The sequence below is a fragment of the Sphingosinicella flava genome (genome assembly GCF_016025255.1).
GTDB lineage: Bacteria > Pseudomonadota > Alphaproteobacteria > Sphingomonadales > Sphingomonadaceae > Allosphingosinicella > Allosphingosinicella flava.
On sequence record NZ_CP065592.1, the window covers coordinates 185,839 to 211,867 of the forward strand.

Annotated in this window: 23 protein-coding genes; 12 read left to right on the forward strand and 11 right to left on the reverse strand. The window is 62.4% G+C overall.

Annotation, left to right across the window (positions count from 1 at the left end; all coding sequences use genetic code 11):
- Positions 1 to 77 precede the first annotated feature (77 nt).
- From IC614_RS00995 to gph, 3 genes are all read right to left on the reverse strand, one after another.
- On the reverse strand, positions 78 to 1,124 hold the full coding sequence (locus IC614_RS00995) for a substrate-binding domain-containing protein (protein WP_200971902.1): 1,047 nt from the start codon (positions 1,122 to 1,124) through the stop codon (positions 78 to 80).
- 86 nt (positions 1,125 to 1,210) lie between these two features.
- Complete coding sequence (locus tag IC614_RS01000) at positions 1,211 to 2,425, reverse strand: ATP-binding protein (RefSeq protein ID WP_200971903.1); 1,215 nt, start codon at positions 2,423 to 2,425, stop codon at positions 1,211 to 1,213.
- A 111-nt stretch (positions 2,426 to 2,536) separates the two neighbouring features.
- Positions 2,537 to 3,202, reverse strand: coding sequence for a phosphoglycolate phosphatase (gph, locus tag IC614_RS01005; protein ID WP_200971904.1), 666 nt, complete (start codon positions 3,200 to 3,202; stop codon positions 2,537 to 2,539).
- Positions 3,203 to 3,276: 74 nt separating this feature from the next.
- On the opposite strand from gph, the gene glmU reads away from it, so the two are divergent.
- The 8 genes from glmU (at position 3,277) to phaR (ending at position 13,721) form a co-directional block, all read left to right on the forward strand.
- A complete protein-coding gene (gene glmU, locus IC614_RS01010) occupies positions 3,277 to 4,632 on the forward strand; it encodes a bifunctional UDP-N-acetylglucosamine diphosphorylase/glucosamine-1-phosphate N-acetyltransferase GlmU (RefSeq protein WP_200971905.1) in 1,356 nt (451 codons plus the stop codon).
- 79 nt (positions 4,633 to 4,711) lie between these two features.
- On the forward strand, positions 4,712 to 6,535 hold the full coding sequence (glmS, locus tag IC614_RS01015; protein WP_200971906.1) for a glutamine--fructose-6-phosphate transaminase (isomerizing): 1,824 nt from the start codon (positions 4,712 to 4,714) through the stop codon (positions 6,533 to 6,535).
- Positions 6,535 to 6,897, forward strand: coding sequence for a tRNA-binding protein (locus IC614_RS01020; protein ID WP_200973038.1), 363 nt, complete (start codon positions 6,535 to 6,537; stop codon positions 6,895 to 6,897). The genes glmS and IC614_RS01020 overlap by 1 nt, the downstream gene beginning before the upstream one ends.
- 13 nt (positions 6,898 to 6,910) lie before the next feature.
- On the forward strand, positions 6,911 to 7,279 hold the full coding sequence (locus tag IC614_RS01025; RefSeq protein ID WP_200971907.1) for a GFA family protein: 369 nt from the start codon (positions 6,911 to 6,913) through the stop codon (positions 7,277 to 7,279).
- 62 nt (positions 7,280 to 7,341) lie between these two features.
- Positions 7,342 to 8,937, forward strand: a complete 1,596-nt coding sequence (locus IC614_RS01030) for an MFS transporter (RefSeq protein WP_200971908.1) — start codon at positions 7,342 to 7,344, stop codon at positions 8,935 to 8,937.
- Positions 8,938 to 8,964: 27 nt separating this feature from the next.
- Complete coding sequence (alr, locus tag IC614_RS01035) at positions 8,965 to 10,026, forward strand: alanine racemase (protein ID WP_404829135.1); 1,062 nt, start codon at positions 8,965 to 8,967, stop codon at positions 10,024 to 10,026.
- A 148-nt stretch (positions 10,027 to 10,174) separates the two neighbouring features.
- On the forward strand, positions 10,175 to 13,063 hold the full coding sequence (locus tag IC614_RS01040; RefSeq protein WP_200971909.1) for a TonB-dependent receptor plug domain-containing protein: 2,889 nt from the start codon (positions 10,175 to 10,177) through the stop codon (positions 13,061 to 13,063).
- A 118-nt stretch (positions 13,064 to 13,181) separates the two neighbouring features.
- On the forward strand, positions 13,182 to 13,721 hold the full coding sequence (gene phaR / locus IC614_RS01045) for a polyhydroxyalkanoate synthesis repressor PhaR (RefSeq protein WP_200971910.1): 540 nt from the start codon (positions 13,182 to 13,184) through the stop codon (positions 13,719 to 13,721).
- Between the two features lie 47 nt (positions 13,722 to 13,768).
- Here the strand turns inward: phaR and IC614_RS01050 are convergent, their stop codons facing one another.
- Positions 13,769 to 14,593 (reverse strand): class I SAM-dependent methyltransferase, encoded by an 825-nt coding sequence (locus tag IC614_RS01050; RefSeq protein ID WP_200971911.1) that lies wholly within the window; start codon positions 14,591 to 14,593, stop codon positions 13,769 to 13,771.
- A gap of 50 nt (positions 14,594 to 14,643) precedes the next feature.
- Here IC614_RS01050 and IC614_RS01055 point away from each other — a divergent pair, with 50 nt between their 5' ends.
- Positions 14,644 to 14,835, forward strand: a complete 192-nt coding sequence (locus tag IC614_RS01055; protein ID WP_200971912.1) for a hypothetical protein — start codon at positions 14,644 to 14,646, stop codon at positions 14,833 to 14,835.
- A gap of 3 nt (positions 14,836 to 14,838) precedes the next feature.
- On the opposite strand, the gene IC614_RS01060 is transcribed toward IC614_RS01055, so the two are convergent.
- The 6 genes from IC614_RS01060 to IC614_RS01085 all read right to left on the reverse strand — a co-directional run bounded on the left by IC614_RS01060 (position 14,839) and on the right by IC614_RS01085 (position 21,420).
- The gene (locus IC614_RS01060; RefSeq protein ID WP_200971913.1) at positions 14,839 to 16,353 is read right to left on the reverse strand and encodes a CpaF family protein; all 1,515 of its coding nucleotides are present in this window, start codon (positions 16,351 to 16,353) and stop codon (positions 14,839 to 14,841) included.
- A 69-nt stretch (positions 16,354 to 16,422) separates the two neighbouring features.
- The gene (locus IC614_RS01065) at positions 16,423 to 16,689 is read right to left on the reverse strand and encodes an ATP synthase F1 subunit epsilon (protein WP_200971914.1); all 267 of its coding nucleotides are present in this window, start codon (positions 16,687 to 16,689) and stop codon (positions 16,423 to 16,425) included.
- Positions 16,690 to 16,885: 196 nt separating this feature from the next.
- Positions 16,886 to 18,343, reverse strand: coding sequence for a F0F1 ATP synthase subunit beta (gene atpD / locus IC614_RS01070; protein ID WP_200971915.1), 1,458 nt, complete (start codon positions 18,341 to 18,343; stop codon positions 16,886 to 16,888).
- Between the two features lie 27 nt (positions 18,344 to 18,370).
- Positions 18,371 to 19,258 (reverse strand): F0F1 ATP synthase subunit gamma, encoded by an 888-nt coding sequence (locus IC614_RS01075; RefSeq protein WP_200971916.1) that lies wholly within the window; start codon positions 19,256 to 19,258, stop codon positions 18,371 to 18,373.
- Between the two features lie 75 nt (positions 19,259 to 19,333).
- Positions 19,334 to 20,863, reverse strand: coding sequence for a F0F1 ATP synthase subunit alpha (gene atpA, locus IC614_RS01080; protein ID WP_200971917.1), 1,530 nt, complete (start codon positions 20,861 to 20,863; stop codon positions 19,334 to 19,336).
- A 2-nt stretch (positions 20,864 to 20,865) separates the two neighbouring features.
- Complete coding sequence (locus IC614_RS01085; protein ID WP_200971918.1) at positions 20,866 to 21,420, reverse strand: F0F1 ATP synthase subunit delta; 555 nt, start codon at positions 21,418 to 21,420, stop codon at positions 20,866 to 20,868.
- A gap of 360 nt (positions 21,421 to 21,780) precedes the next feature.
- On the opposite strand from IC614_RS01085, the gene ada reads away from it, so the two are divergent.
- From ada to IC614_RS01100, 3 genes are all read left to right on the forward strand, one after another.
- Positions 21,781 to 22,815, forward strand: a complete 1,035-nt coding sequence (gene ada, locus IC614_RS01090) for a bifunctional DNA-binding transcriptional regulator/O6-methylguanine-DNA methyltransferase Ada (RefSeq protein ID WP_200971919.1) — start codon at positions 21,781 to 21,783, stop codon at positions 22,813 to 22,815.
- Positions 22,812 to 23,294, forward strand: coding sequence for a DUF1203 domain-containing protein (locus IC614_RS01095; RefSeq protein WP_200971920.1), 483 nt, complete (start codon positions 22,812 to 22,814; stop codon positions 23,292 to 23,294). Before ada ends, IC614_RS01095 begins: the two co-directional genes overlap by 4 nt.
- Before the next feature lie 62 nt (positions 23,295 to 23,356).
- Complete coding sequence (locus IC614_RS01100) at positions 23,357 to 23,809, forward strand: DUF2171 domain-containing protein (RefSeq protein ID WP_200971921.1); 453 nt, start codon at positions 23,357 to 23,359, stop codon at positions 23,807 to 23,809.
- A 21-nt stretch (positions 23,810 to 23,830) separates the two neighbouring features.
- Here IC614_RS01100 and IC614_RS01105 read toward each other — a convergent pair whose 3' ends face one another.
- A complete protein-coding gene (locus tag IC614_RS01105) occupies positions 23,831 to 25,996 on the reverse strand; it encodes a primosomal protein N' (protein WP_449697105.1) in 2,166 nt (721 codons plus the stop codon).
- Between the last annotated feature and the right edge of the window lie 33 nt (positions 25,997 to 26,029).

Consider the following 26,029-nt stretch of genomic DNA (forward strand, 5'->3'; position numbering starts at 1 on the left):
CCAGTCGGCGCCATCCTCTGGGCTCCTGCTTTCGCAGGAGCACATTAAGGGAGTGTGGCGGAGGCCTGCTTCCATGCTTACTTCAATTCGCTGGCCTGAACCGGCGTCAGGCCGGTGGATGCCGCCAGCGCCTTCGCCTGCGCGTCGGCGGGCGAGGGGATGAGGCCGTGCTGGGCGAGGTAACCGCTTGGCGTCCAGGCCTTGGCGAATTCGGCGAGGAATTCCTTGATGCCCGGAATGGCGTTCACATGCTCGCCCTTCACATAGATGAAGAGTGGACGGGCGCCCGGATAGTCGAAAGAGGCGATGGTCGCCGCGGTCGGCGCGACGCCGTTCAGCGGCAGGCCGCGCACCTTGTCGGCATTTTCCTCGAGGAAGCTGTAGCCCATCACGCCGATGGCGCCCGGATTGGCAGCGACCTTCTGGACGAGCAGGTTGTCGTTCTCGCCCGCTTCCACATAGGCGCCGTCTTCGCGGACCTTGGTGCAGATGTCCTTATGCCTGTCGGAATCGCTGTCCTTCAGGGCCTTCATCTCGGCGTTCTGATTGCAACCCTTTTCGAGGATCATCTCGGCGAGCGCGTCGCGGGTGCCGGAAGTCGGCGGCGGTCCATAGACCTGGATGGCGATAGCGGGGAGCGCCGGGTTCACGTCGCGCCAGGTCTTGGCGGTGTTCGGCTTGCCATAGGGGTTGGCGGCGAGCGCCTTGTAGACGTCTTCGAGGGTCAGCTTCATCGGCTGGGCATTGTTGGCTTCGATGAGCGCCAGGCCGTCAATGCCGACCTGCACTTCGACCACCTGGTTGACGCCGTTCTTCTTGCAGTCTTCCAGCTCGCTCGCCTTGATGCGGCGGGAGGCGTTGGTGATGTCGGGATGCTGAGCGCCGACGCCCGCGCAGAACAATTTCATGCCCGCGCCGGTGCCCGTCGATTCGAGGATCGGAGCGCCGAATTGCGGGTTCACCTGGGCGAAGCGCTCGGCGACCGCCTTGGCGAACGGATAGACGGTGGACGATCCGACGATGCGGATCTGGTTGCGCGCGTCCCCGGCCGCGCCTTCTCCGCCATTATTCTGACCGCAGGCTGCCAGCGCCAGCGTCGCGACCGCAAGAATCGATTTCTTCATATTGCCTCCATGCAATCCCGCTCTTCGAGATTGGTGGCGTCCCTAAGACCGTTCGGCTCACTTACTGTGACACTTGCGTGACTCTTTTATGACAATGCTCCGGTCCAGCGCGGCAAATAGACGCTGACAGTCGTTCCGATCCCTTGCGTGGAACGTATATCGAGCCGCCCCAAATGGCGTCCGGCGATATGCTTCACGATGGCGAGCCCAAGGCCGGTGCCGCCCACCGACCGGCTCCGCCCCGCATCGACGCGGTAGAAACGTTCGGTAAGACGCGGGAGATGCTCCGGCGCGATGCCTTCGCCTTCGTCGATCACGTCGACCTTCAGCATTTCCGGCCCGGAATTTTCGATCCGCACCGTCACCGGCCGCCCCTCGCGCCCATATTTCAGCGCATTGGCGACGAGGTTGCTGAAAAGCTGGTGAAGCTGCGCAGGATCGCCGGGGATCAGCGTTTCACCCGCGAGATTTTCGATCCTGATCTCGGACTTGCGATCTTTCACGACATTTTCGAGGGTGTTGTCCACTTCGGACAAGACCGGAAGCAGGTCCACGGGCTCGGTGGGCAATGTGTAACGCTCCGCTTCGATGCGCGAGAGGGAGATAAGGTCGTTGACGATCTGCCGCATCCGCGTTGCCTCGTCGAACATGATCTTCAGGAAGCGATTGCGCGCTTCCGGCGGCGCATCCGGATCGTCGAGCAACGTTTCGAGAAAGCCGAGCACGGTGGCGAGCGGCGTCCGCAGCTCGTGGCTCGCATTGGCGATGAAGTCGGTGCGCATCTGCTCCGCCGCATGGACCCGGCTGCGGTCGGTCAGCCGCACCAGCCGCGCACCGTCCGGCAACCTGGCGACCGACATTTCCCACCGCCGCTCGCTCCCGCCGATGCCGAGCAATTCGATGCCGGACGCTTCCGCCTCCGCCACATTGGCGAGCCGCTCCGCCGCCGCCGGATGCCGGATGGCGAGCCGCACGTCGGCGTCCGCGATATGCTCCCCCAGCACCGCCCGCGCCGCCGCATTCGCCAGCACCACGCGCCGCTCGCGGACGAGGAGGAGGGGATCCTCCACCGCATCGAGGATCGGCGCGGCTTCGATCGGCGGTGCCGCGATGATCGGCGCTTCATCGGCCACTTCGGCCTCGCCGCTGGCTCGGCGCGTAATGAACAGGGCCGAAGCTGCACCGGCGAAAAGCGCCAGCACGGAAAGGAGGAGCGATGCACCGAGCGCAACGGTAAGCAGGATCGCCGCCATGGCGACGGCCAGGCCCAAAAGCACAGTCTTCGGCTGGTATCGCCCCATGGCGGCTCTTCTAGAGCCTTTCATGTTAGGTGAACAGTTGCGCTCTGGCGAAAGCCGGAGCCCAATCCTTCCGTCGGTGCCGCTGGGCTCCGGCCTTCGCCGGAGCACAACCTATCTTTTCACCTGATAAAGAGCGGGTACCAGTTCGTCGAAATGATCAATCACGGCACTGGCGCCAAGTTCAGCCACCGGCCGATCCGAAAAGCCGAAACTCACCGCCACCAGCGGCAGCGAGGCGGCCCGCGCCGTATCGGCATCCGTGATCGAATCGCCGACGAATGCGGCGCGTCCGCCGCCCGCATCCATGATCGCCTTGAAGAGCGGCGCCGGATCCGGCTTGCGCACCGGCAGCGTGTCGCCGCCCACGATGGACCGAAAGCGCCCCCGCCAGCCGAGCGCGTCGATCAGCTGGACGGCGAGGGACTCAGGCTTGTTGGTGCACAGGGCGAGCGCCACGCCTTGCTGCGCAAGCGCGTCCATCGCCGCCTCCACACCCGGATAAGGCGCCGTGCCCTTGCAGATGTTGCGGCCGTAAAAATCCATGAAGAGCGGGAAACCCCGTTCGACCAGTTCTTCCGTCGACCCGCCCGTCACCGCGAGGCCCTTGCGGAGCAAAGCCCGCGCCCCATGCCCGACGAGGTTCCGAACCGTCTCCGCCGGAATGCCAGGCCGCCCAAGTTCCCCCAGCACATGGTTGAGCGCGTCGGTCAGATCGGGCGCCGTGTCGGCAAGCGTGCCGTCGAGATCGAAGGCAACCACGTTGAACGGAAAAACCATGGTCGCGCGGCTTATAGGCGCCTCTGGAAATGGCAAGGCTGTCGTGCCAATGGAGGCCCAAGTCAGGGAGCCTTATGCCGAATCCACGCGCCGTCGCCGCGATCGTCCTTGCCGCGGGCAAGGGCACGCGCATGAAATCCGATCTTCACAAAGTGCTGCACCCTATCGCCGGACGCCCGATGCTGGAGCATTTGCTGGCCAGCGTGGACACGTTGTCGCCCGCGCACACCGTCGTGGTCGTCGGCAGCGGTCGCGAGCAGGTGGAGCCGGTCGCCCAGCGCCATGGTGGCACGGTCGTGGTGCAGGAACCGCAGCTCGGCACAGGCCATGCGGTGCAGCAAGCCGAGCAGAGCCTTGCCGGTTTCGATGGTGACGTCCTGATCCTTTTCGGCGATGCTCCGCTCGTTACCAGCGCGACGATGGAGCGGATGCTGGCTCGGCTCCACGCAGACGACAGGCCCGCCAGCGTCGTCCTCGCCTTCCGTCCCGCCGACACCCTGTCCTACGGCCGGGTCATCACCCGCGCGGACGGCACCATCGAAAAAATGGTCGAGCATAAGGATGCGAGCGAGGAAGAACGCGCCTGCACTCTCTGCAATTCGGGCCTTATTGCCATCCGCTCGGCTGATCTCTGGCCGCTCCTCGCCCGCATCGGCAACGACAATGCGGCGGGCGAATATTATCTTCCCGACGTCGTCGTCCTCGCCGCCGCTGATGGCCGCCGCTCCGCCGCCATCGAGGCCGAACCGTGGGAAGTGGCGGGCATCAACAGCCGCGCCGAGCTCGCCGAGGTGGAGCGCCAGTGGCAGGACCGCCGCCGCCTCCAGGCGATGACCGACGGCGTCACCCTCATCGCGCCCGAAACCGTCTTCTTCTCCCACGACACGGAAATTGGCCGCGATACGGTGGTGGAACCGAACGTCGTTTTCGGCCCCGGCGTCCGCATCGGCGAGCGCGTGACCATCCGCGCCTTCAGCCATGTCGAGGGGGCGACCGTCGCACCCGGCGCGGAGATCGGCCCCTATGCCCGCCTCCGCCCCGGGGCTGAGATCGGCGAAAAGGCCAAGATCGGCAATTTCGTCGAGGTGAAGAAGAGTCGCTTCGGCAAGGGCGCCAAGGCCAATCACCTTTCCTATATCGGCGACGCCGATGTCGGCGCGAACGCCAATGTCGGCGCGGGCACCATCACCTGCAATTATGACGGCTTCCTCAAATACAACACCGTGATCGGCGAGGGGGCGTTCATCGGCTCCAACACCGCTCTCGTCGCGCCGGTCGCGGTGGGGAAGGGCGCCATCGTCGGTGCGGGCTCCGTGGTGACGAAGGATGTCGCCGAAGACGCCCTCGCCATCGCACGCGGCAAACAGGAAGAAAGAAGCGGCTGGGCGGCCCGCTTCCGCACGGCTATGGCGGCGAAGAAGAGCAAGTAATCACATCGTTGTGCCCCGGCGAAAGCCGGGGCCTAGCTGGGTTCCGGCCTTCGCCGGAACACAATCAGGGAATGAAAATATGTGCGGGATCATCGGTATTCTTGGCCGGGAAGAAGTGTCGGATCGCCTGCTGCAAGGTCTCCGCCGCCTCGAATATCGCGGTTATGACTCGGCCGGTCTCTGTACCATCGTCGATGGCTGTCTGGAGCGCCGCCGTGCCGAAGGGAAGCTCGACAATCTCGCCCGCGAACTGGACGCCGCGCCATTGCCCGGCACGGTCGGCATCGCCCACACGCGCTGGGCGACCCATGGCGCGCCGACCCGCGACAATGCGCATCCGCACGCGACGGACGAAGTCGCGCTCGTTCACAACGGCATCATCGAGAATTTCCGTCCGCTTCGCGAAGAACTGATCGCCGATGGCCGCACCTTCACCAGCCAGACCGACACCGAAGTCGTCGCCCACCTCGTCAGCCGCGAAGTCGAGCGCGGCGCTTCGCCCAAGGACGCGGTCGCGACGATCCTGAAGCGCCTTCACGGGGCCTTCAGCCTCGCGATCCTGTTCCGCCAGCATCCGGACATGCTGATCGGCGCGCGCCTCGGCTCGCCGCTCGTCGTCGGTTATGGCGAGGGCGAAACTTATCTCGGTTCCGACGCTCTCGCCTTGGCGCCGCTCACCCAGAAGATCAGCTATCTCGAAGAAGGCGATTGGGTCGTCATCACCCGCGACGGCACGCAAATCTACGACCGCGACGACAATCCCGTCGAACGCCCGGTCACGCTCTCCGGGGCCAGCGCGGCGGCGATCGAGAAGGGCAATCACCGCCATTATATGCAGAAGGAAATTTACGAGCAGCCGATCGTGGTCGCCCAGACGCTCCAGACCTACATCCGCCCCTTCGAGCAGCAGGTCGCGCTGCCGGACATGACGTTCAGCTTCGCCGACGTGCCGCGCATCACCATCGTCGCCTGCGGCACGAGCTTCTATGCGGGCATGGTCGCCAAATATTGGCTGGAACAGTTCGCCCGCGTGCCGGTCGAGCTCGATATCGCTTCGGAGTTCCGCTATCGCCAGCCGGTACTGGAGCCGGGCGGTCTTGCTCTCTTCATCTCGCAGTCGGGCGAGACTGCGGATACCTTGGCCGCTCTCCGCCATGCCCGCGAACAAGGGCAGAAGGTTGCGGTGGTCGTGAACGTCCCCACCAGCTCGATGGCGCGCGAAGCGGATCTTCTCCTGCCCACCCATGCCGGCCCTGAAATCGGTGTCGCCTCGACCAAGGCCTTTACTTGCCAGCTCGCCGTTCTCGCCGCCCTCGCCGCCCGCGTCGCTTGCGAAAAAGGCAAGCTCAGCGAAGAGGAAGAGAAAGACATCGTCCTCCACCTGACCGAAGCACCCGCCGCAATGAATGCCGCGCTCGCCCACGATCCGGATATCGAGGCGATGGCTCCCCTCATCGCCAAAGCGCGCGACGTCCTCTATCTCGGACGCGGCCCGGATTATCCGATGGCCATGGAAGGCGCGCTGAAGCTGAAGGAAATCAGCTACATCCATGCCGAAGGCTATGCGGCGGGCGAGATGAAGCACGGTCCCATCGCCCTCATCGACGACAACGTCCCCGTCATCGTCCTCGCGCCCTCCGGCCCGCTTTTCGAAAAGACCGTATCGAACATGCAGGAAGTCCAGGCGCGCGGCGGCAAGGTGGTGCTGATCTCGGACGCCGAAGGCCTTGCCCAAGCCAGCGAAGGCACGATCGCGACCATCGAAATGCCGAAGGTCCACCCGCTGATCGCGCCGCTCGTCTACGCCATCCCGATCCAACTCCTCGCCTATCATGTCGCCGTGGCGAAGGGGACGGATGTCGACCAGCCGAGGAACCTGGCGAAATCCGTCACGGTGGAGTGATGCATAAGTCCTCCGATCCTCCGGCCGGCCTCATCGATTTCGATGCCTTTCTGAAGGTCGACATCCGCGCCGGCACGATCGTCGAGGTCGAATCCTTCCCGGAAGCGCGCAAGCCCGCCTGGAAGCTCAAGATCGATTTCGGTCCCGGCATCGGTATCCGGAAATCCAGCGCCCAGATTGTCGACCATTACCGGGCCGAAGACCTCATCGGCACGCAGGTCGCCGCCGTGGTGAATTTTCCGCCGCGGCAGATCGGCCCGTTCATGTCCGAAGTGCTGACCGTCGGCTTTCCCGACGACAATGGCGCCGTTGTCCTGACCCGCCCCGACCGCCCGGTGCCGAACGGCGCGCGGCTGTTCTGACGGGATGCGTGCGATGAGGATCACCGGCGGATGCCATTGCGGCGCCGTCCGTTTCGAGGCGGAGGTTGCAGGCGCGGTCGAAATTCTCGATTGCAATTGCTCGATCTGCGGGATGACGGGATTCCGGCATCTGATCGTGCCGCATGCCGATTTCCGGCTTATGTCCGGCGTGGACGCCTTGACCAGCTATAAATTCGGCACTGGCGCCGCGGACCATCTGTTCTGCGGCACATGCGGCGTGAAAAGCTTTTACCAGCCGCGCTCCCACCCGGACGCGTGGAGCGTGAACTTCAATGCGGTCGGCAATCCGGGCGGCTTGACCGTCACCGCGCAGCCTTTCGACGGGCGCAATTGGGAAAAGGCGCACGCCGCGCTCGGCTGACGCTTGCCTAAAGCGGAACGGCCCGCCAATCTCGCCGGAAAGAACGGGAGAGGGCAGGGGATATGGCAACAGCTGTGGCCGGCGATTTCGTCGTGGACGCGAAGCGCGACCGCCTGGTGATCTTTGCATCGGCATTGGGCACCGTGTTCGAATGGTATGATTTCTTCGTCTACGGCACGCTTGCGGTCCTGATCGCCAAGCTCTTCTTTCCGGCCGCGAACGAAACGGCGGGATTCCTGCTCGCTCTTGCCACCTTCGGCGCGGGCTTCGGCGTTCGGCCCTTGGGCGCCATCTTCTTCGGCTATCTGGGCGACAGACTGGGGCGGAAATACACCTTCCTCGTCACCATCACCCTGATGGGCGTCGCGACCGCGGCGGTGGGCATGCTGCCGACCTACGCGCAGATCGGCATCGCCGCGCCGATCCTGCTCGTCATCTGCCGCTTGGCGCAAGGACTTGCGCTCGGCGGCGAATATGGCGGCGCCGCCGTCTACGTCGCGGAGCATGCGCCCCGCGACAAGCGCGGTTTCTACACCAGCTTCATCCAGGCGAGCGTGATCGGCGGCTTCCTCTTGAGCCTCGCCGTCGTGCTCGTCTCCGGTGCCTTCGTCGACCCCGTGCAATGGGAAGCCTGGGGCTGGCGCGTGCCCTTCCTCTTCTCGCTCGTCCTCCTCGCCATCTCGCTCTGGGTGAGGCTGAAATTGAAGGAAAGCCCGGTCTTCCAGGCGATGAAGGAAGCGGGCGAAGTCGCGCGCAATCCCTTGCGCGAGAGCTTCGACAGCTGGCCGAAGGTGAAGATGGTTCTCGTCGCCCTGTTCGGCATCGCGGCGGGCCTGACCGTCATCTGGTACACGGCCCAGTTCCAGGCGCTCTATTTCCTCCAGAACACGCTGCGCATCGACGATACGACAGCCCGCATCGTAATCGGCATCGCGGCCGCGATCAGCGTTTTCTGGTTCCTCCTGTTCGGCTGGCTGTCCGACAAGGTCGGCCGCCGGAAGCCGATCGTCATCGGCTATGCCCTCACCATTCTCCTCATGTTCCCGCTGTTCCACTGGATGGCGAATATCGCCAATCCTGGCCTCTCCGCGGCAATGGAGCGGAGCCCCGTGGTGGTGACGGGATCGGATTGCCGCTACGATCCGTTCGCGACGGGCGGGCAGACGACGGCATGCGGCCGAATCCTCGACATTCTGTCGAAAAAGGGCGTCGCCTATGCGAAGGTCGAAGCCCCGCGCGCCGCGCCTGCCGTCACGATCGGCGGAACCGAAGTTCAAGCGTCCGACCCTGCCGCGCTGGATGCGGCGCTGAAGGCCGCCGGCTACCCGCTGGACAAGATCGTCCCCCCGGCCGGGCGGCTGTGGCAGCTCGTTCTTGCCATCACCGTCATCGGTTTCCTGTCGGGCATGACGTTCGGTCCCGTCGCGGCGTTGCTGGTCGAGCTTTTTCCGGCGCGCACCCGCTACACCTCCATGTCGATCCCCTATCATATCGGCACCGGCTATTTCGGCGGCTTCCTCCCCTTCATCAGCCAATATATCGTGGCGCGCACCGGCGATCCCTTTGCAGGCCTCTGGTATACGATCGGCGTGGTCGCGATGGCGCTTGCCGTGACTTTCTTCTGGCTGCCCGAAACCGCTGGAAGGGAGTTGGACTAGGGCCCTGGACCGGCTATTCCCGCCCCTGTGATCCAGCCCCATAAACCGCTCCGCCTGACCATCGACCTTTCCGCCATCCAGGCCAACTGGCGATGGCTGGACAAAATGAGCGGCACCGCCGCATGCGGCGCGGCGGTGAAGGCGAATGCCTATGGCCTCGGCGCGGAGCGGGTAGTTCCAGCCTTGCTGGAGGCGGGATGCCGCGATTTTTTCGTGACGACCTACGCCGAAGCCCAGCCCCTGCTGCCGCTGATTGGCGGGGATGCATCCCTATGCATCCTGCACGGCGTATCGCGCGAAGACGCCGCCTACGCCGCGGATTTTCCCGCTCGCCCCGTCCTCAACAGCCCGGAGCAGGTGCGCCGCTGGAAGGAGATCGCCCCGGACCGCCCGTGCGACGTGATGGTGGACACCGGCATGAACCGCCTCGGCCTGACGCCGGAGGAGGCGGTGAGCGGGCTGCTGGATGGATTAAGGATCGAGACCCTGCACAGCCATTTGGCCTCGGCCGACGAAGACGTGCCGCAAAACGAAAGACAACTCACAGTCTTTCGCGCTGCCGCTAACAAAGTAAACGCCCGCCGCTACAGTCTCGCCAACAGCGCAGGCATTTGCCTGGGCCCCGATTACCATTTCAACCTCACCCGCCCCGGCCTTGCCCTATACGGCGGCATTCCGCGGCGGGAGGCGGAAGGGTATGTCCGGTCGGTCTTCACGGTGGAGGCACAAGTGGTCCAGCGTCGTAAAGTGAAAGCAGGTGATACGATCGGCTACAATGCTACCTTCACTGCACCACACGATATGGAAGTGGCGATCCTCAACCTTGGTTATGCAGACGGATATTCAAGGAGGTTCTCCAATAATGGGCATGCGAGAATCATGGGGGAATTGCTTCCAGTTGCAGGGACGGTTTCTATGGACCTCACTACAATTTTAGTCGATCGAGCTACAGATCCGTACGAAAACAACTGGGTGGAAATTGATCTGAACTTGCTGAGAGCCTCAATGCAATCGGGTTTGTCGCAGTATGAGTTGCTGACTACTCTTGGTAAGAGATATACCCAATGCACTCAACAGGATAGATGTTGAATTTTGGTTATCTCTGTAGTGAGGGTGTGACAAACAAGTTACACTCCATCCAAATATGGTTCCATTGCAGCGAAGCAATTGTAACTTTTGAGCCAGCGGATAACCTGCCGCTCTCCATTATCAGTTATGTGTTTAGGGGGATACCAGAATGAAAATGCAAATGACGCGCTCTCTTTTGGCGTCAACGGTTATTGCCGGATGCGCCTTTGCCGCTGCTCCGCTGGCTGCGCAAGAAGCGCCTTCTGCAACGGAGGAGCAGGCTGCCCAGGACGAGCCTGATGCCATCGTGGTTACGGGCTCTCGTATCGCACGGCCAGACCTGGACTCAATCGTCCCAGTAACTGTCATTGGATCACAAGACATTCAAGCCGATGCGGCGACGAATATCCAGGATACCCTTACAGAGTTGCCGCAATTTGGCGTAGGCAACACTCGTACTAACACCAATTTCTTGACCTCAGGCAATGGTGTCGCTACCCTCAATCTGCGTAACCTTGGTGGTAATCGTACGTTGACCCTTGTCAATGGTCGACGCTTTATTGCGGGTCTTGCTGGTACGTCTGCTGTTGACGTCAACAACATCCCTGCTGAATTCATCGAACGCGTCGAAACCGTAACCGGCGGTGCATCTTCCGTCTATGGTTCGGACGCTATAGCTGGTGTCGTGAACTTTATCCTCAGGGATAAGATTGAGGGCATCTCGATCCGTTCGCAGTATAATATTACAGATGAGGGGGATAATCCTCGTTATTATGTGGGTGCGACCGGTGGGACAACCTTCATGGGTGACAGGGGCTCAGTGATCGCTCACTTGTCCTATGATAAGGATACAGGTTTGCTTTCCCGCAAGCGTGACATTTCAGATCAAGACTGCGGTACGCCCTTGGGAAATGCCGCCGGCATTATCTGTGGCCCCGCGTCATACAGCATTTATGGTCCCCAAGGCCAGTTTTATTATGTGAATACTGCAGGTGCAGTGGGGAGTACCCCGAACTTCAGTTTTGATCCCAATAATAATCTGATTACAGGTCGTGGAGCCGGGTTCAATCGTAACGCTGAGCGCTACATCGCAGTGCCGGTTGAGAGATTGCTCGGCAGTGCTATCGTCAGATATGACCTGACTGACAACCTGGAGCTTTTTGCCGAGGGTACCTATGCCAAGACTAAGTCAAGGTCACGACTGGAACCGTCTGCAATTGCGATTGGCCCAATCGCAACGCAAGACATCCCGCAAGTTATTGCGATTGATAACCCCTTCATCCCAGCAGCTATTCAGGCGGTTATTGCCGCGAGGAATTCAGACGCCAATCCTGCTAATGATATTACTGGCATTGCAGCTCAGCGTCGTTTCAATGAGGTGTTCGACCGCAGCAACAAAAATGATCGCGATGTTTATCGTATTGCTACCGGCTTACGTGGCGACTTCGCTGGTGGCTGGAACTACGATCTCAGCTATGTCTTTGGCCAGTTTAAGGATTACACGGAGAGCGAAACGGCTGTTAAAAGCCGTATCGCAAACGCCCTTGATGCCATTCGCTTGCCTTCCGGTGAAATCGTTTGCCGCAGTGTAGCCGCTCGCGCCGAAGGTTGTGCACCGCTTAACCTCTTCGGAGCTGGTACAGCGAGTGAAGCGGCTTCGGCTTACGTTCAATCTGATACTCCTCGTAGTTTGGATATCACCAACACGCAGCATGTCGTCAGTGCTAGCATTTCCGGCTCGCCTGTAACCCTGTGGGCCGGCGATCTAGGTATCGCTTTGGGTGTGGAATATCGTAAGGAAAAAACTTTTGCCGATAACGACGTATTGACTAACGCGGGTCTGAATATTGGCAACGTTACTCAAGATCTTAAAGGTCAATTTGACGTCATTGAAGGCTTTGGTGAAGTCAATCTTCCTCTTTTAAAGGACCAGTTCGTCAATTACTTGGGTCTTACTGGTGCAATCCGGGTGTCGGATTATTCGACAATTGGAACCGTCGTGAGCTGGAACGCTGGTGCTGAATTCGAGCCATTTACAGGTCTGCGCTTCCGCGGTGTATATGCTAATGCAAACCGGGCTCCTAACATCAGCGAGCTGTTCACCCCGCCAAACGAGACCTTTGCATCCATTACTGATCCATGTAATGGCGTGACTGCTTCAAATAATCCGGGAGGATATGGTGCAGCCTGTCGTGCCATTCCGGCCATTGCAGCTGATATCGCCGCAAATGGAACGTTTAGCTATACTCTATCCCAACAGCAGTCCGTTAATGGCTTTGTCGGCGGAAATACCGATCTTAACGAAGAGACGGCAAAGACGCTGACATTGGGCGCAGTAGTGGCGCCTCTTCAGGTTCCAGGTTTAAGTCTCACGGTCGACTATTTTAAGATTAAGGTCGAAGATGCGATTGCAACCCTGGGTCGCCAAACAAGTGTGCAGCAGTGCCTTCTTACTGGGAATCCAGTATTCTGCGATAACGTAATTCGTGGGACTGATGGTCGGCTTCGTACCGTTAATGGTCAGTTGATTAACGTTTCAACGTTTAAAACTTCCGGTATCGATGCGAATCTTCGTTATGATCGCCGCATTGGGGAAAGTGATCGTATCTCGTTTACGTTCAACTACTCTCACTTGCTCTATCTAAAAACTCAGGGCAATCCGTCTGCGCCTGTCATAGAAAATGCTGGCACTGCCGGTGTTTCCAAAGACCGTTTCACCACGCGCCTCTCATACACTACCGGACCGTTTACTGCGAGCTGGCAGTCGACATTCTTGAGTAAAGCAGTTTCAAGTTCGACGTTCACGAATTCCAACCCAGATATCGTGGCTATGAACAAGATACCGTCTTACCTTTATCACGATGTACAACTGCGCTATAATATTGGTGACGGTAATGAGTTTAGCTTGTATGGCGGCGTTAATAACGTTTTTGATAAGAAGCCGCCGTTCTTGCCTAATCCGCCGTTTACGGCATCAATCACTGGAACGGAAACTCAAGCTGACGTTTACGACCCATTTGGTCGCCGGTTCTACATCGGTGTTCGCGTGGGTTTCTAATTGGTCATCGAGGACTTTGAGGGCGGTAGGAAACTACCGCCCTTTTTTATGAGCTGCCACGCCCGACAGGTTCGTTGCTTGTTTAAGTCGATATATAATAAGGCGGGTGAGAGAAATTATGCCTAGAACAAGCAACGACGATTTGATCATCATCAAAAAATACGCGAACCGGCGTCTCTACGATACCAGCAGCTCGTCCTATATCACGCTCGATCATCTCGCGGCGATGGTGCGGGAAAAGCGGGAGTTTCAGGTGATCGATGCCAAATCGGGCGAGGATATCACTCGCAGCGTGCTGACCCAGATCATCATGGACGAAGAAGCGCGGGGTTCGACCATGTTGCCAGTCAACTTCCTGCGTCAGCTCATCGCGATGTACGGCGGCTCCATGCAGAATATGGTGCCGCAATATCTCGAGGCGTCGCTGGAGGCCTTCCAGCGCAATCAAAGCCAGTTCAAGGACGTGGTGGCCGGTGCCTTTTCCGGCAGCCCATTTGCGGAGATGGCGCGCCGCAACATGGAGATGTTCGAAGCCGCTGCGCGGGGCATGCAGCTGCAGCCTCAACCGACCAGACCCGATGATGAGACGAAAGCCGAGTTGGCCGAACTGAAGGCGCAACTCGCTTCATTGCAGGCCAAGATCGACAAGATGAGTTGATGGGACGGCAGGCGACGCCGGCATTGCGGCGCCGCCTGCCGTATCGATTACGGCTTTACGAATTTCACCGTCATGCGATCGCTTTCGCCGATCGCGAGATATTTGTCGCGGTCGGTCTCGCCGCCCTGAAGAGTGGGGGGCAGCGACCAGACGCCGCCCGGATGATCGGCCTTGTCCTTCGGGTTGGCGTTCACTTCCGATGTCCCGACGAACCGGAAGCCCGCTTCCTCGGCCAAGCGGCGCACTGTCGAGAGCTTCGTATAGCCGCTGGTCCGTTCGAGCGCGCTGTCCGCGCTTTCCGGAAGGCGGTGTTCGACGATGCCCAGCGTGCCGCCGGATTTCAGCATGGCGAACATCTGCCTAAAGGCTTCGGCGGCGAACGGACGCTCGCCCATCTGCCAGTTGTGAACGTTGCGGAACGTCAGCACCGCGTCCGCCGTGTCGTCCGGAACGCGCGGCGCCTCGGCGGTCATGGCCGGAAAATCCGCCGTCTTGACCGCGCCGTAAAGGGCCGGATTGGCCTGCTTCATCTGGTTGACGCCGTTCAGGCCCCGGCCGGATGCGACCGTATAGAGCGTGCCGCCGCCGGACGCGACATAAGGTGCCAGGATTTCGGTGTACCAGCCGCCGCCCGGCCAGATTTCCACTACCGTGTCCGACGGCTTCACGCCGAAAAAGGCAAGGGTTTCGGCCGGGTGGCGATATTGGTCCCGCGCGAGATTGGCCGGCGTGCGGGTCGGCGCCGCGACCGCCTTGGCCAGCGCCTCGTGAACCGGAGCGACATGCCCTTCATGCTGGACGATGGCGGCTCCCGCGGTGCCGGCGGCAAGAAGAAACAGGGGCGCAAAGCCCCGGACAATGGATTGGCGCATCTTCAAACCCTCCCTAAATGGATGCTGGAAGGCTTGATGCGGGATTGGGAATGACGGCGCAACACTTCTTATGGACAGCCTCGGCAAGTGCGCTGACGCTGGCGGTCGGTGCGGGCCTTGCCGAGCATCGCCGCCAGCGCCGCAAGAATCTCGACAGTGTTGGCTGGATGCCCTGGAATTTCATTCAGGCCATGGCAGGGCTCGTCGCGATTCTCGCCTTCGCTTATGCCATGCACGTCTGACGGTTAGAGACACGCCTCCAGGAAGGGTTGGTCGAAGCCGAACTGCTTCGCCTTTTCGAGCGTATAGGGGCGCAGGCCCATGGCGCGATATTCGCCGATAATCTTGCCGTCCGGCGTTTCGTCCAGATATTCGAACTTGAACAGCTCCTGCGTGACGATCACGTCGCCTTCCATGCCGATCACTTCAGTGATGTTGGTGGTCCGGCGAGAGCCATCGCGCAGGCGCTTCACTTGAACGATGAGATCGACCGAATCCGCGATTTGGCGGGAGATCGCCTCCTTCGGCACCTTGATGTCCGACATCATCACCATGTTTTCCATACGCGCCAGCGCCTCGCGCGGGCTGTTCGAGTGGAGCGTACACATGGAACCGTCGTGGCCGGTATTCATGGCCGCGAGCATGTCGAAACATTCGGGGCCGCGGATTTCGCCCAGGATGATGCGGTCCGGACGCATACGCAGCGCGTTGACGACGAGATCGCGGATGGTGATCGCGCCTTGGCCCTCAAGATTCGGCGGGCGGGTTTCGAGCGGCAGCCAGTGGGGCTGTTGCAGGCGGAGTTCGGCCGCGTCTTCGATGGTGATGACACGCTCGCCCGGGTCGATCATCTTCGACAATGCATTGAGCATCGTCGTCTTGCCCGAGCCGGTGCCGCCGGAAATGACGATGTTGAAGCGGCTCGCGCCCGCGACCTTCAGGGCCGTCGCCATCTTGTCCGACATCGAGCCATAGCCCTTCATCATGTCGAGCGTGATCGGCTTTTCGGAGAATTTACGGATCGAGATGGCGGTGCCGCGCAGTGAAAGCGGCGGCACGATCACATTGACGCGGCTGCCGTCGGGGAGGCGGGCGTCGGCGAGCGGCGTCGTCTGGTCGACACGGCGGCCGACCTTGTTCACGATGCGTTGCGCGATCTGGAACAGATGCTCTTCGTCGCGAAACTGGATCTGAGCGATCTGCAGCTTGCCCTTTTTTTCGACGAAGGTCTGCTGGGGGCCGTTGACCATGATGTCGCTGATCTCGGGATCGTTCAGCAACTCTTCCAAGGGGCCGAGGCCGAGCAGCTCGTCGACCAGCACCTTTTCCAGCGCAAATTGTTCGCGGCGGTTGAGGTTGATCTTGAGCTCGGCCAGCACCTCGCCGATGATCGGGCGGAATTCCTCGGCCAGCTCGTCCTTCGACAGCATCGAGGCCGCTTCGGGATCAACGCGCTCGAGGAGGCGGGGAAGAACCTGTTCCTTGATCTTGTGAACCGACGCTTCGAAGCCCGCGACCTTTGACGATCCAGCTTCGCCGGAGGCCGCGACGCGATCCGCCAGGCGGGACATAGCATCGGATTGGGGAGCATTCGCCGCGTCGTCGGCGACCGGCATGGCAGCGGCTTCGGCTTCCGGAAATGGGTCGGCGGCGGGTTCGGGCGGCCGGACCGGCGCGCCGCCCTTCATCGGGCTGGCATTGCCAAAGGAGGGGCGCGCCCCTGCCGTATTCATTCCACCACGCCGTCCAAAAGCATTCATCGCGAGCGCACTCTTCCTAATCTGTCGGCGCGTTTGTGGACGAAAATGGTAAACAGGCTGTGAAGGACATCAGCCCTCGATGCTGGCCTTTTCGGCGAGGACGGTGAGGCCCTTGTCGTTCACTTCCGCGAAGCCGCCTTCGATGGCGATGCGTTCGGGGGCGCCGCCTGCAGTACGGTGGATCAGGAGGTCGCCGTTGCGGATGGTCGACATGAAGGGCGCGTGGCCGGCCAGCACGCCGAAATCGCCGTCCGTGCCAGGCACGACGACCATGTGCACGTCGTCCGAACGAACGAGCTTTTCGGGAGTGACGAGTTCGAAGTGAAGGTCAGCCATTCTCTTGTTCCCACTGGCCCTCTCCCTTTGACGGGAGAGGATACGAAGCCTTAGCGACGAAGGAGCTTAGGCGGAGTTGGAGAGGGTGACACCGTATGAGGTAATTCGCCGGCGCCTTCACCCTCTCCCAGCTACGACTAGGCAGCAAGCTGCCAAGTCTTCGCAACCCTCTCCCGTCCAGGGAGAGGGAAGTTAGTTACGCCTCGGCGGCGAGCTTCTTGGCCTTTTCGACGGCTTCGTCGATGCCGCCGACCATGTAGAAGGCCTGTTCCGGCAGGTGATCATATTCGCCATCGACGACCGCCTTGAAGCTGCGGATCGTGTCTTCGAGCGCCACGAACTTACCCGGAATCCCGGTGAAGACTTCGGCGACGTGGAAGGGCTGCGACAGGAAGCGCTGGATCTTCCGGGCGCGGCTGACGGTGAGCTTATCTTCTTCGGAAAGCTCGTCCATGCCGAGGATCGCGATGATGTCCTGAAGCGCCTTGTACTTCTGCAGGATCGCCTGGACGCCGCGAGCCGTTTCGTAATGCTCCTGGCCCACGACGCGCGGGTCGAGAACGCGGCTGTTCGAATCCAGCGGGTCGACGGCCGGGAAGATGGCGAGCTCGGCGATCGCGCGGTTCAAAACGGTCGTCGCGTCCAAGTGGGCGAAGGAGGTCGCCGGAGCCGGATCGGTCAAGTCGTCGGCCGGAACGTAGACGGCCTGCACCGAGGTGATCGAACCTTTGTTGGTCGAAGTGATGCGCTCCTGAAGCTGACCCATGTCGGTCGACAGGGTCGGCTGGTAGCCCACGGCCGACGGAATACGACCGAGTAGCGCCGACACTTCCGCGCCCGCCTGGGTGAAGCGGAAGATGTTGTCGACGAAGAAGAGCACGTCCTGGCCTTCCTGGTCGCGGAAATATTCCGCGATGGTGAGGCCGGAGAGGGCGACACGCGCACGGGCGCCCGGCGGCTCGTTCATCTGGCCGTAGACGAGGGCGACCTTGGAGCCTTCGGAAATGGCGTTGCCGTCCGAATCCTTGGCGATGACGCCCGCGTCGAGGAATTCGTGATAAAGGTCGTTGCCTTCGCGGGTGCGTTCACCGACGCCCGCGAACACCGAGGTGCCGCCATGGCCCTTCGCGATGTTGTTGATCAGTTCCTGGATCAGCACCGTTTTTCCGACGCCTGCGCCACCAAAGAGCCCGATCTTGCCGCCCTTAGCATAGGGAGCGAGGAGGTCGATGACCTTGATGCCGGTGACGAGGATGCTCGTTTCGGTCGACTGGTCGATGAAGAGTGGGGCTTCGGCGTGGATGGGCGCCGAAAGGTCCGAACCGATCGGGCCGCGCTCGTCGATCGGCTCGCCGACGACGTTCATGATGCGGCCGAGCGTCTTCGGGCCGACGGGAACGCGGATCTGCGAGCCGGTGTCGGTCACGGTCTGACCGCGGGTGAGGCCGTCCGTCGAGTCCATCGCGATGGTGCGGACGGTGTTCTCGCCGAGGTGCTGCGCGACTTCGAGGACGAGGCGGTTGCCGTCGACCGTGGTTTCGAGCGCCGACAGGATGGCGGGGAGGCCGGTGTCGAAGGTCACGTCGACGACGGCGCCGATGACCTGGCTGATGTGGCCGACATTGTTGGTGGTCTGCTTCGCGGCGGTTGCCATGATTTGCTTCCTTGCCTTCTTAAATTCTTAGAGCGCTTCGGCGCCGGAGATGATTTCGACGAGTTCGGTGGTGATCGCGGCCTGGCGGGTCCGGTTATACTGGATCGACAGGCGGTTGATCATGTCGCCCGCATTGCGCGTCGCATTGTCCATCGCGGTCATGCGGCTGCCCTGTTCGGACGCGGCATTTTCGAGCATCGCGCGGAAAATCTGCACGGCGATGTTGCGGGGGAGGAGATCGGTGAGGATTTCCTCTTCGCCCGGCTCATATTCGACGACGGCGTCGGCACCCGAAGTTGATGAAACTGATGCTGTTTCAGGCATCGGCACCGGTATGATCTGCTGTTCGGTCGGCTCTTGTACGAGGGCCGACTGGAAGCGGGCGTAGAAGAGGTGCGCGACATCGAAGCCGCCGCTATTGTAACGCTCGATCACTTCCTCTGCGATCGCTTGAGCGTCCGCGAAGGAGACGTATTTGATCGCGCTCGTGTCGTACTGATGAACGATCTGCTTCGGGAAGAGGCGGGCGATCACCGCGCGTCCCTTGCGGCCGACGAGGTAGAAATAGACCGTTTTGCCTTGACGTTGCAGTTCGTCGGCCTTTTTGCGCGCCGCGCGGACGATGTTCGAGTTGAACGCGCCCGCGAGGCCGCGGTCCGACGTGCAGACGATCAGGAGATGGGTGTCGACCTTGCCCGTGCCGGTCAGGAGCTTCGGGCCTTCCGGACCGACGCTGACCTTGGAAGCAAGACTCGCCATCACCGCCTGGAGGCGTTCCGCATAGGGACGACCGGCCTCGGCAGCGGCTTGCGCGCGGCGCAGCTTCGCCGCAGCGACCATCTTCATCGCCTTGGTGATCTTCTGGGTCGATTTGACCGAGCTGATCCGCCCTTTGAGTGCCTTGAGAGAGGCCATTCTACCCTTCCTTGTGCCCCGGCGAAAGCCGGGGTCCAGACTGGGTCCCGGCCTTCGCCGGAACACAATGGAGTTTTATGCGAACGTCTTCACGAAATCCGTCAGGATCGACTTCAACTTCGCGTTGGTGTCGTCATCCAGCGCCTTGCTGTCGCGGATCGCGGCGAGGACGCCCGCATGTTCCGAACGCATGTGGCTGATGAAGGCGCTCTCGAAGCGGGTGACGGCGGCAACCGGCACATTGTCGAGGAAGCCGTTCACGCCGGCGAAGATCGACACGACCTGCTCTTCCATCGGCATCGGATTGAACTGCGGCTGCTTCAGCAGCTCCGTCAGGCGCGCACCGCGGTTGAGGAGCTTCTGGGTCGATGCGTCGAGGTCCGAGCCGAACTGGGCGAAAGCGGCCATTTCGCGATACTGGGCGAGCTCGAGCTTGATCGAACCGGCGACCTTCTTCATCGCCTTGGTCTGCGCGGCCGAACCGACGCGGCTCACCGAAAGACCGACGTTAATCGCCGGGCGAATGCCCTGATAGAAAAGGTCGGTTTCGAGGAAGATCTGGCCGTCGGTGATCGAGATCACGTTGGTCGGGATGTAGGCCGACACGTCGCCCGCCTGCGTTTCGATGATCGGAAGCGCGGTGAGCGAGCCGTTGCCGTTCGCGTCGTTCATCTTCGCGGCGCGCTCGAGAAGGCGGCTGTGGAGATAGAAAACGTCGCCCGGATAGGCTTCGCGGCCCGGTGGACGGCGGAGCAGCAGCGACATCTGGCGGTAGGCGACGGCCTGCTTCGAAAGGTCGTCATAGACGATCACGGCGTGCATGCCGTTGTCGCGGAAATATTCGCCCATCGTGCAGCCGGTGTAGGGCGCGAGGAACTGGAGCGGAGCCGGTTCCGAAGCGGTGGCGGCGACGACGATCGAATATTCCATCGCGCCGTTCTCTTCGAGCGCGCGGACGATCTGCGCGACGGTCGAACGCTTCTGGCCGACGGCGACGTAGATGCAGAAGAGCTTCTGGCTGTCGTCGCTGCCCTGATGCGCGGCCTTCTGGTTGATGAACGTGTCGAGCGCGACGGCGGTCTTGCCGGTCTGACGGTCGCCGATGATCAGCTCGCGCTGACCGCGTCCGACGGGGACGAGGGCGTCGAGGGCCTTGAGGCCGGTCTGCATCGGCTCATGCACCGACTTTCGCGGGATGATGCCGGGGGCCTTCACTTCGACGCGCATGCGCTTTTCGGCGACGATCGGGCCCTTGCCGTCGATCGGGTTGCCGAGGCCGTCGACCACGCGGCCGAGCAGGCCACGGCCGACGGGCACGTCGACGATGGTGCCGGTGCGCTTTACGGTGTCGCCTTCCTTGATCTCGGAGTCCGAGCCGAAGATCACGGCGCCGACATTGTCGGCTTCGAGGTTCAGGGCCATGCCCTTGGTGCCGTTGGCGAATTCGATCATTTCGCCGGCCTGGACATTGTCGAGGCCGTGGATGCGGGCGATGCCGTCGCCGACCGACAGCACGGTTCCGACTTCGGAAACCTGCGCTTCGGTGCCGAAGCTGGCGATCTGGTCCTTGATGACCTTGGAGATTTCTGCGGCGCGGATATCCATTTTCAGCCTTTCATCGCATGCGCGAGGGAGTTGAGCTTCGTCTTGATCGAACCGTCGATCATCTGGCTGCCGATCTTGACGACGAGCCCGCCGAGGATCGACGGATCGACATTCAAGTCGACGGCAATGTCGCGGCCCATACGGGCACGGAGATTCTGTTTCAGCGCTGTCACCTGATCGTCGGTCAGCGCGTGGGCCGAAGTGACTTCGGCGGTGGTTTCGCCGCGATGGGCGGCGGCAAGCTGGTTGAACGCGCGTATGACGTTGCCGAGCTGAGCCAGGCGGCGATTCTGGGCAAGGACGCCGAGGAGATTGCCCGTCATCGGATCGAGCTTCATCGAAGCAGCCACGGCGGCTACCGCCTTCACGGCTTCGTCGCGGCCGACCAGGGGGCTGACGGTCAGCGCCTTGAACTCGGCCGATTCGGCGAGCGCGGCCTTCAGGGCCGACAGGCTGGTCTGAACCGCCTCAATCTTCTTTTCATCGCGGGCGAGCTCGAACAGCGCCGTTGCGTAGCGCCCTGCGAGACTTGCCTGAATGCCGCCGGAATTCTCCACGCGCCCTGTCACTCCCAGAAACGGATTTCCATGCGAAAGAGAGGTTATGGGACGGGCTCCGTGGAGCATTGCCTCACGGGTCTCGACACACACCTCTCATCGGGTTGCCGGGCCCCTAGCAGGAGGGTGGGAGGGATGCAACCGGGGTGTTGGAGTGAGTTGGCGCCGGATGACCCGTCCCCCTTGATGGGGGAGGCAGGGTGGGGGTGATCTATGACGTAGGGCGGTATGTTTCCGGAGACATCACCCCCACCCAACCCTCCCCCATCAAGGGGGAGGGCTTTCTGATCGTGGGGTAGCAAAATGTTTGACCACAAAGTTCGGGATGCGGCGGTGATCTGGAGCGCCTAAATAACCCGTATGTCCACGAAACCTCTCACCGACGACGAAGCCTGGAGCGCCGTCCTGTCCCGCGACCGCCGCATGGACGGGCGGTTTGTGACCGGCGTGCTTACTACCGGTATTTATTGCCGTCCCTCCTGCGCGGCGCGGCATCCCAAGCGGGAGAATGTGCGCTTCTTTGCAAACGGCCCCGATGCGGCTGCGACCGGCCTGCGTCCTTGCCTGCGCTGCAAGCCCGACGAGGTCGGCCGGGACGAAGCGGCGCTGGCGCTTTGCTATCGCATGCTGGCGGAATCGGAAGACGCGCTGTCGCTCGACGGCCTTGCCGAGGCGACCGGCTATTCGCCCTTTCACCTGCACCGCATCTTCAAGCGCGCGACGGGAATCACGCCCGCCGCTTATGCCCGTGCTCTGCGGGCCGGGCGGCTCAAGGAGGCGCTCGGTGGCAGCGCGAGCGTGACCGACGCGATCTATGCGGCGGGCTATTCGGGATCGTCGCGTTTCTATGCGGAAGCGAAGGAGAGGCTGGGGATGAATCCTTCGGCATGGCGGAATGGCGGAAAGGGCGAGACGATCCGCTGGGCCACGGCGGAAACGGCGCTCGGGACCATGTTCCTCGCCGCGACGGACAAAGGCATCTGCCGCCTGTCCTTCGATGAAGATGAAACCGCACTCCGCGCCCGCTTTCCCTATGCGGCAATCGAAGAGGGTGGGGCGGCGATGGCCGCTTTGGCGGAACGCGCCGTCGCGGCGGTGAACGCGCCGGAAAAGCCGCACGATTTGCCCCTCGACGTGCGCGGCACCGCCTTTCAGGAGGCGGTGTGGCGCGAGCTGTCCCGCATCCCGCCGGGCGAGACGCTAAGCTATGCGGCGCTTGCTGCACGGGCGGGCAATCCCAAGGCCGTGCGCGCGGCCGGAACCGCCTGTGGCGCCAATCAGATCGCCATTCTCATCCCCTGCCATCGCGCCAAGCGCGGCGACGGGACGCTTGGCGGTTATGCTTACGGACTGGAGCGCAAGGTGAAGCTGCTGCAAAAGGAGAAGGGACAATGACGGGCTATCGGATCAGCGGTTTGCCGCTCGCCGATTTTCAGCCGCTTTTCGGCCTCGACGAGGCGGCACTGAAGGAGCGGGGCGCCATTCGTATGGTCGCTGACAAGAAGCCGGGATTTCCCTGCCGTGTTACCCTGCGGGACGCTGAACCGGGCGAGACGCTGATCCTCGTTAATTACGAGCATCAGGGCGCGGCGACGCCCTTCCGCTCCCGCCATGCCGTTTTTGCCCGCGAGAAGGCGAACACGGAAACTGTGTTCGAGAATGAGGTGCCGCCCTTGCTCTATGTCAGATTGCTGTCGGTGCGCGCTTTTAACGAAGAAGGCATGATGGTGGACGCCGATTGCATCGAAGGCTCTGAATTGGAGCCGCTGATCCAGCGCATGTTCGCCGATCCGGATATCGCCTATCTTCACGTCCATAGCGCCAAGCCTGGCTGTTTCGTGGCACGGATCGACCGGGCGGCTCCGGAACAATAGTCCTGACCGGACATTGCTTCTGCCGAAGGGCGCCACTGGCGTCACTCTTTAGGGAGAGGCAGATGGTCGGGATGCACGGTGTCAGGGACGGGCTTCAGGTTCTGGGCTCCGACGGCGGGATGATCGGGCGGGTGGATTCCATCGAGGAGAACCGCCTGCGGCTGCATTCCACGGCCGCGCCTGCCGGTCATTATTATATCCCCGCCCAGTGGATCGAGCGCGTCGACGAGCATGTGCACCTGAACGTGACCGCCGCCACTGCGCGCGAGCGGTGGGAAGCGGCAGGGGATGGGCCCGTTTCCCCGGGCCGGAATGCGGGCGGCACAACAGGCGACCGGGCCGGGGGGCATCGCAACACCTTCGCCTGGATCGTTGGCGCGATCTTCATTCTCGTGATCCTCGTCATGACGGTGCGGAGCTGCGGTTATGCGGTGGATGAGAGCACGAACACCGAACGGCCGCTGCCGTCCGCCGACAGCGATGCGACGGGCACGGGCGCGACGAACGGGCAGTGAGCATCATCGTGCTCCTGCGGATTAGAGAAAGCTGTAGGGGTCGACATCCACGGCGACGCGCACGCCGCGCGGCCAATCGATCTTGCCGAGCCAATCCCGGATGATGTCCTGTACGTCGAGCGAGCGAGCGGCATGGACGAGGAGACGCTGGCGGTGGCGCCCGCGCAGCATGGCGAGCGGTGCCGGGGCGGGGCCGAAGACGGCCATGTTTTCGACGTGGGGCGCGGTCTTGCCGATGAGGCGGGCGGTTTCGGTGGCCTCGCTTAAATCCTCCGAGGAAACGATGATGCCCGCGAGACGGCCGAATGGCGGCATGGCGGCACTGCGCCGCGCGTCGGTTTCGGCGGCGTAGAAGCCTTCAACGTCGCCGCTGACGAGAGCGCTGATGACGGGCGCCAAGGGCTCGTGGGTCTGGACGAAGACGCGGCCCGGCTTCTCGCCGCGTCCCGCGCGGCCTGACACCTGCATGATCTGCTGGAAGCTGCGCTCCGCGGCGCGGAGATCGCCGCCCTGGAGGCCGAGATCCGCGTCCACCACGCCGACGAGAGTGAGGTTGGGGAAATGATAGCCCTTGGTGACGAGCTGGGTGCCGACGACGATGTCGATCTCGCCCCGCTCCATGCGGCTGACGAATTCGGCGGCCTTGGCGGGCGACCAGATGGTGTCGGAGGTGACGATGGCGGTGCGGGCGTCGGGCCAGAGGGCCGCGACCTCATCCGCGATGCGCTCGACTCCGGGACCGCAGGCAACGAGGCTGTCCTCCTCCTGGCATTCGGGGCAGAGGCGCGGCGGGGGCATGACGTGGCCGCAATGGTGGCAGGCGAGGCGGTGCATCAGCCGGTGCTCGACCATCCAGGCGGTGCAATTGGGGCATTGGAAGCGATGCCCGCAGGTGCGGCAGAGGGTGAGCGGCGCATAGCCACGGCGGTTGAGGAAGAGGAGGGTCTGCTCGCCTTTTTCGAGATTGTCCTCGATTTCGCGGACAAGACGGGGGGCGAGCCAGCGGCCGCGCATCGGAGGATCGGCGATGAGGTCGATCGCCTCGATCTGCGGCATTTCGGCGGCGCCGTAGCGGCCTTCCAGCTTCACTTCCTTGTAGACGCCGATCTCGGCCATCTGGCGGGTCTCGATGGCGGGGGTGGCGGAGGCGAGGACGATGGGGATGGCTTCGAGCTTGGCGCGCATCACCGCGACGTCGCGGGCGTGATATTGGACGCCGTCTTCCTGCTTGAAGCTCACCTCATGCGCCTCGTCGACGACGATGAGGCCGAGATCGGCATAAGGAAGGAAGAGGGCGGAGCGGGCGCCGACCACCACCTTCGCCTGACCCGTTGAGATGGCCCGCCAGGCCCGGCGGCGCTGGGATTGGCGGAGGCCCGAATGCCAGGCGACGGGCTCGACTCCGAACCGTGCGGCGAAGCGCTTCAGGAAGGGTTCGGTGAGCGCGATTTCGGGGAGGAGGACGAGGGTCTGGCGGCCTTGGCGAAGCGCTTCGGCGACGGCTTCGAAATAGACCTCGGTCTTGCCGGAGCCGGTGACGCCGTCGAGGAGGAAGGGGGCGAATTCCCGCGCCCGGACGGCATCGACGAACAGGGCGGCGGCGTCGCGCTGCTGGGGTTCGAGAGCGGGCGGCGCGTGGTCGGGATCGGGGAGCGGGAAGGGGGCGTCGATGTCGACCTCCACGGCCTCGACCGCGCCCGCCTTGACAAGGCCGCGGATCACGCCGTCCGACACGTCGGCGGCGAGGGCGAGTTCGCGGATCAGGCCTTGCCGTCCGGCGATCCGCTCCAGCGCCTGGGCGCGCTGCGGGGTCAGGCGATCGGGCACGATGCCGGTCGGGCGATATTCGGTGACGGTGCGGGCGCCTTCGAGCGCGCTCATCGACGCGAGCGCCATGCGGAGGACCGAGGCGAGCGGGGCGAGATAATAATCGGCCGTCCATTCGATCAGGCGGCGGAGCGGCCCCTTAAGCGGGGGGGCGTCATAGCAGGTGAGAAGCGGGCGGAGGCGGTTGTCGCCGACTTCCTCGGTGGCCAGCCGGTCCGGTTCCCAGACCACGCCGGCAAGCTGGCGCGGGCCCAGCGGCGCGACGACGATCGAGCCCGGCTCGACCGCCATGCCGCCCGGCACGCGATAATCGAGCGGGCCGAGGGCGGAATTGAGGATGACGACGCGGGCCCGGCTCACGCATCCCATCTAGGGGGCGGGGACGGAATTGGA

Coding starts and splice junctions, on each gene's coding strand:
- atpD (WP_200971915.1), bottom strand. CDS start 18,343: ATGGCAACCGCCGCGAAGCAGACCACCAACAATGTCGGCCACATCAGC.
- IC614_RS01095 (WP_200971920.1), top strand. CDS start 22,812: ATGACGGGCTATCGGATCAGCGGTTTGCCGCTCGCCGATTTTCAGCCG.
- phaR (WP_200971910.1), top strand. CDS start 13,182: ATGCCTAGAACAAGCAACGACGATTTGATCATCATCAAAAAATACGCG.
- IC614_RS01020 (WP_200973038.1), top strand. CDS start 6,535: ATGCATAAGTCCTCCGATCCTCCGGCCGGCCTCATCGATTTCGATGCC.
- IC614_RS01065 (WP_200971914.1), bottom strand. CDS start 16,689: ATGGCTGACCTTCACTTCGAACTCGTCACTCCCGAAAAGCTCGTTCGT.
- atpA (WP_200971917.1), bottom strand. CDS start 20,863: ATGGATATCCGCGCCGCAGAAATCTCCAAGGTCATCAAGGACCAGATC.
- IC614_RS00995 (WP_200971902.1), bottom strand. CDS start 1,124: ATGAAGAAATCGATTCTTGCGGTCGCGACGCTGGCGCTGGCAGCCTGC.
- IC614_RS01025 (WP_200971907.1), top strand. CDS start 6,911: ATGAGGATCACCGGCGGATGCCATTGCGGCGCCGTCCGTTTCGAGGCG.
- IC614_RS01050 (WP_200971911.1), bottom strand. CDS start 14,593: ATGCGCCAATCCATTGTCCGGGGCTTTGCGCCCCTGTTTCTTCTTGCC.
- IC614_RS01000 (WP_200971903.1), bottom strand. CDS start 2,425: ATGGGGCGATACCAGCCGAAGACTGTGCTTTTGGGCCTGGCCGTCGCC.
- IC614_RS01055 (WP_200971912.1), top strand. CDS start 14,644: ATGACGGCGCAACACTTCTTATGGACAGCCTCGGCAAGTGCGCTGACG.
- IC614_RS01100 (WP_200971921.1), top strand. CDS start 23,357: ATGGTCGGGATGCACGGTGTCAGGGACGGGCTTCAGGTTCTGGGCTCC.
- IC614_RS01060 (WP_200971913.1), bottom strand. CDS start 16,353: ATGAATGCTTTTGGACGGCGTGGTGGAATGAATACGGCAGGGGCGCGC.
- IC614_RS01040 (WP_200971909.1), top strand. CDS start 10,175: ATGAAAATGCAAATGACGCGCTCTCTTTTGGCGTCAACGGTTATTGCC.
- gph (WP_200971904.1), bottom strand. CDS start 3,202: ATGGTTTTTCCGTTCAACGTGGTTGCCTTCGATCTCGACGGCACGCTT.
- ada (WP_200971919.1), top strand. CDS start 21,781: ATGTCCACGAAACCTCTCACCGACGACGAAGCCTGGAGCGCCGTCCTG.
- IC614_RS01075 (WP_200971916.1), bottom strand. CDS start 19,258: ATGGCCTCTCTCAAGGCACTCAAAGGGCGGATCAGCTCGGTCAAATCG.
- glmS (WP_200971906.1), top strand. CDS start 4,712: ATGTGCGGGATCATCGGTATTCTTGGCCGGGAAGAAGTGTCGGATCGC.
- glmU (WP_200971905.1), top strand. CDS start 3,277: ATGCCGAATCCACGCGCCGTCGCCGCGATCGTCCTTGCCGCGGGCAAG.
- IC614_RS01030 (WP_200971908.1), top strand. CDS start 7,342: ATGGCAACAGCTGTGGCCGGCGATTTCGTCGTGGACGCGAAGCGCGAC.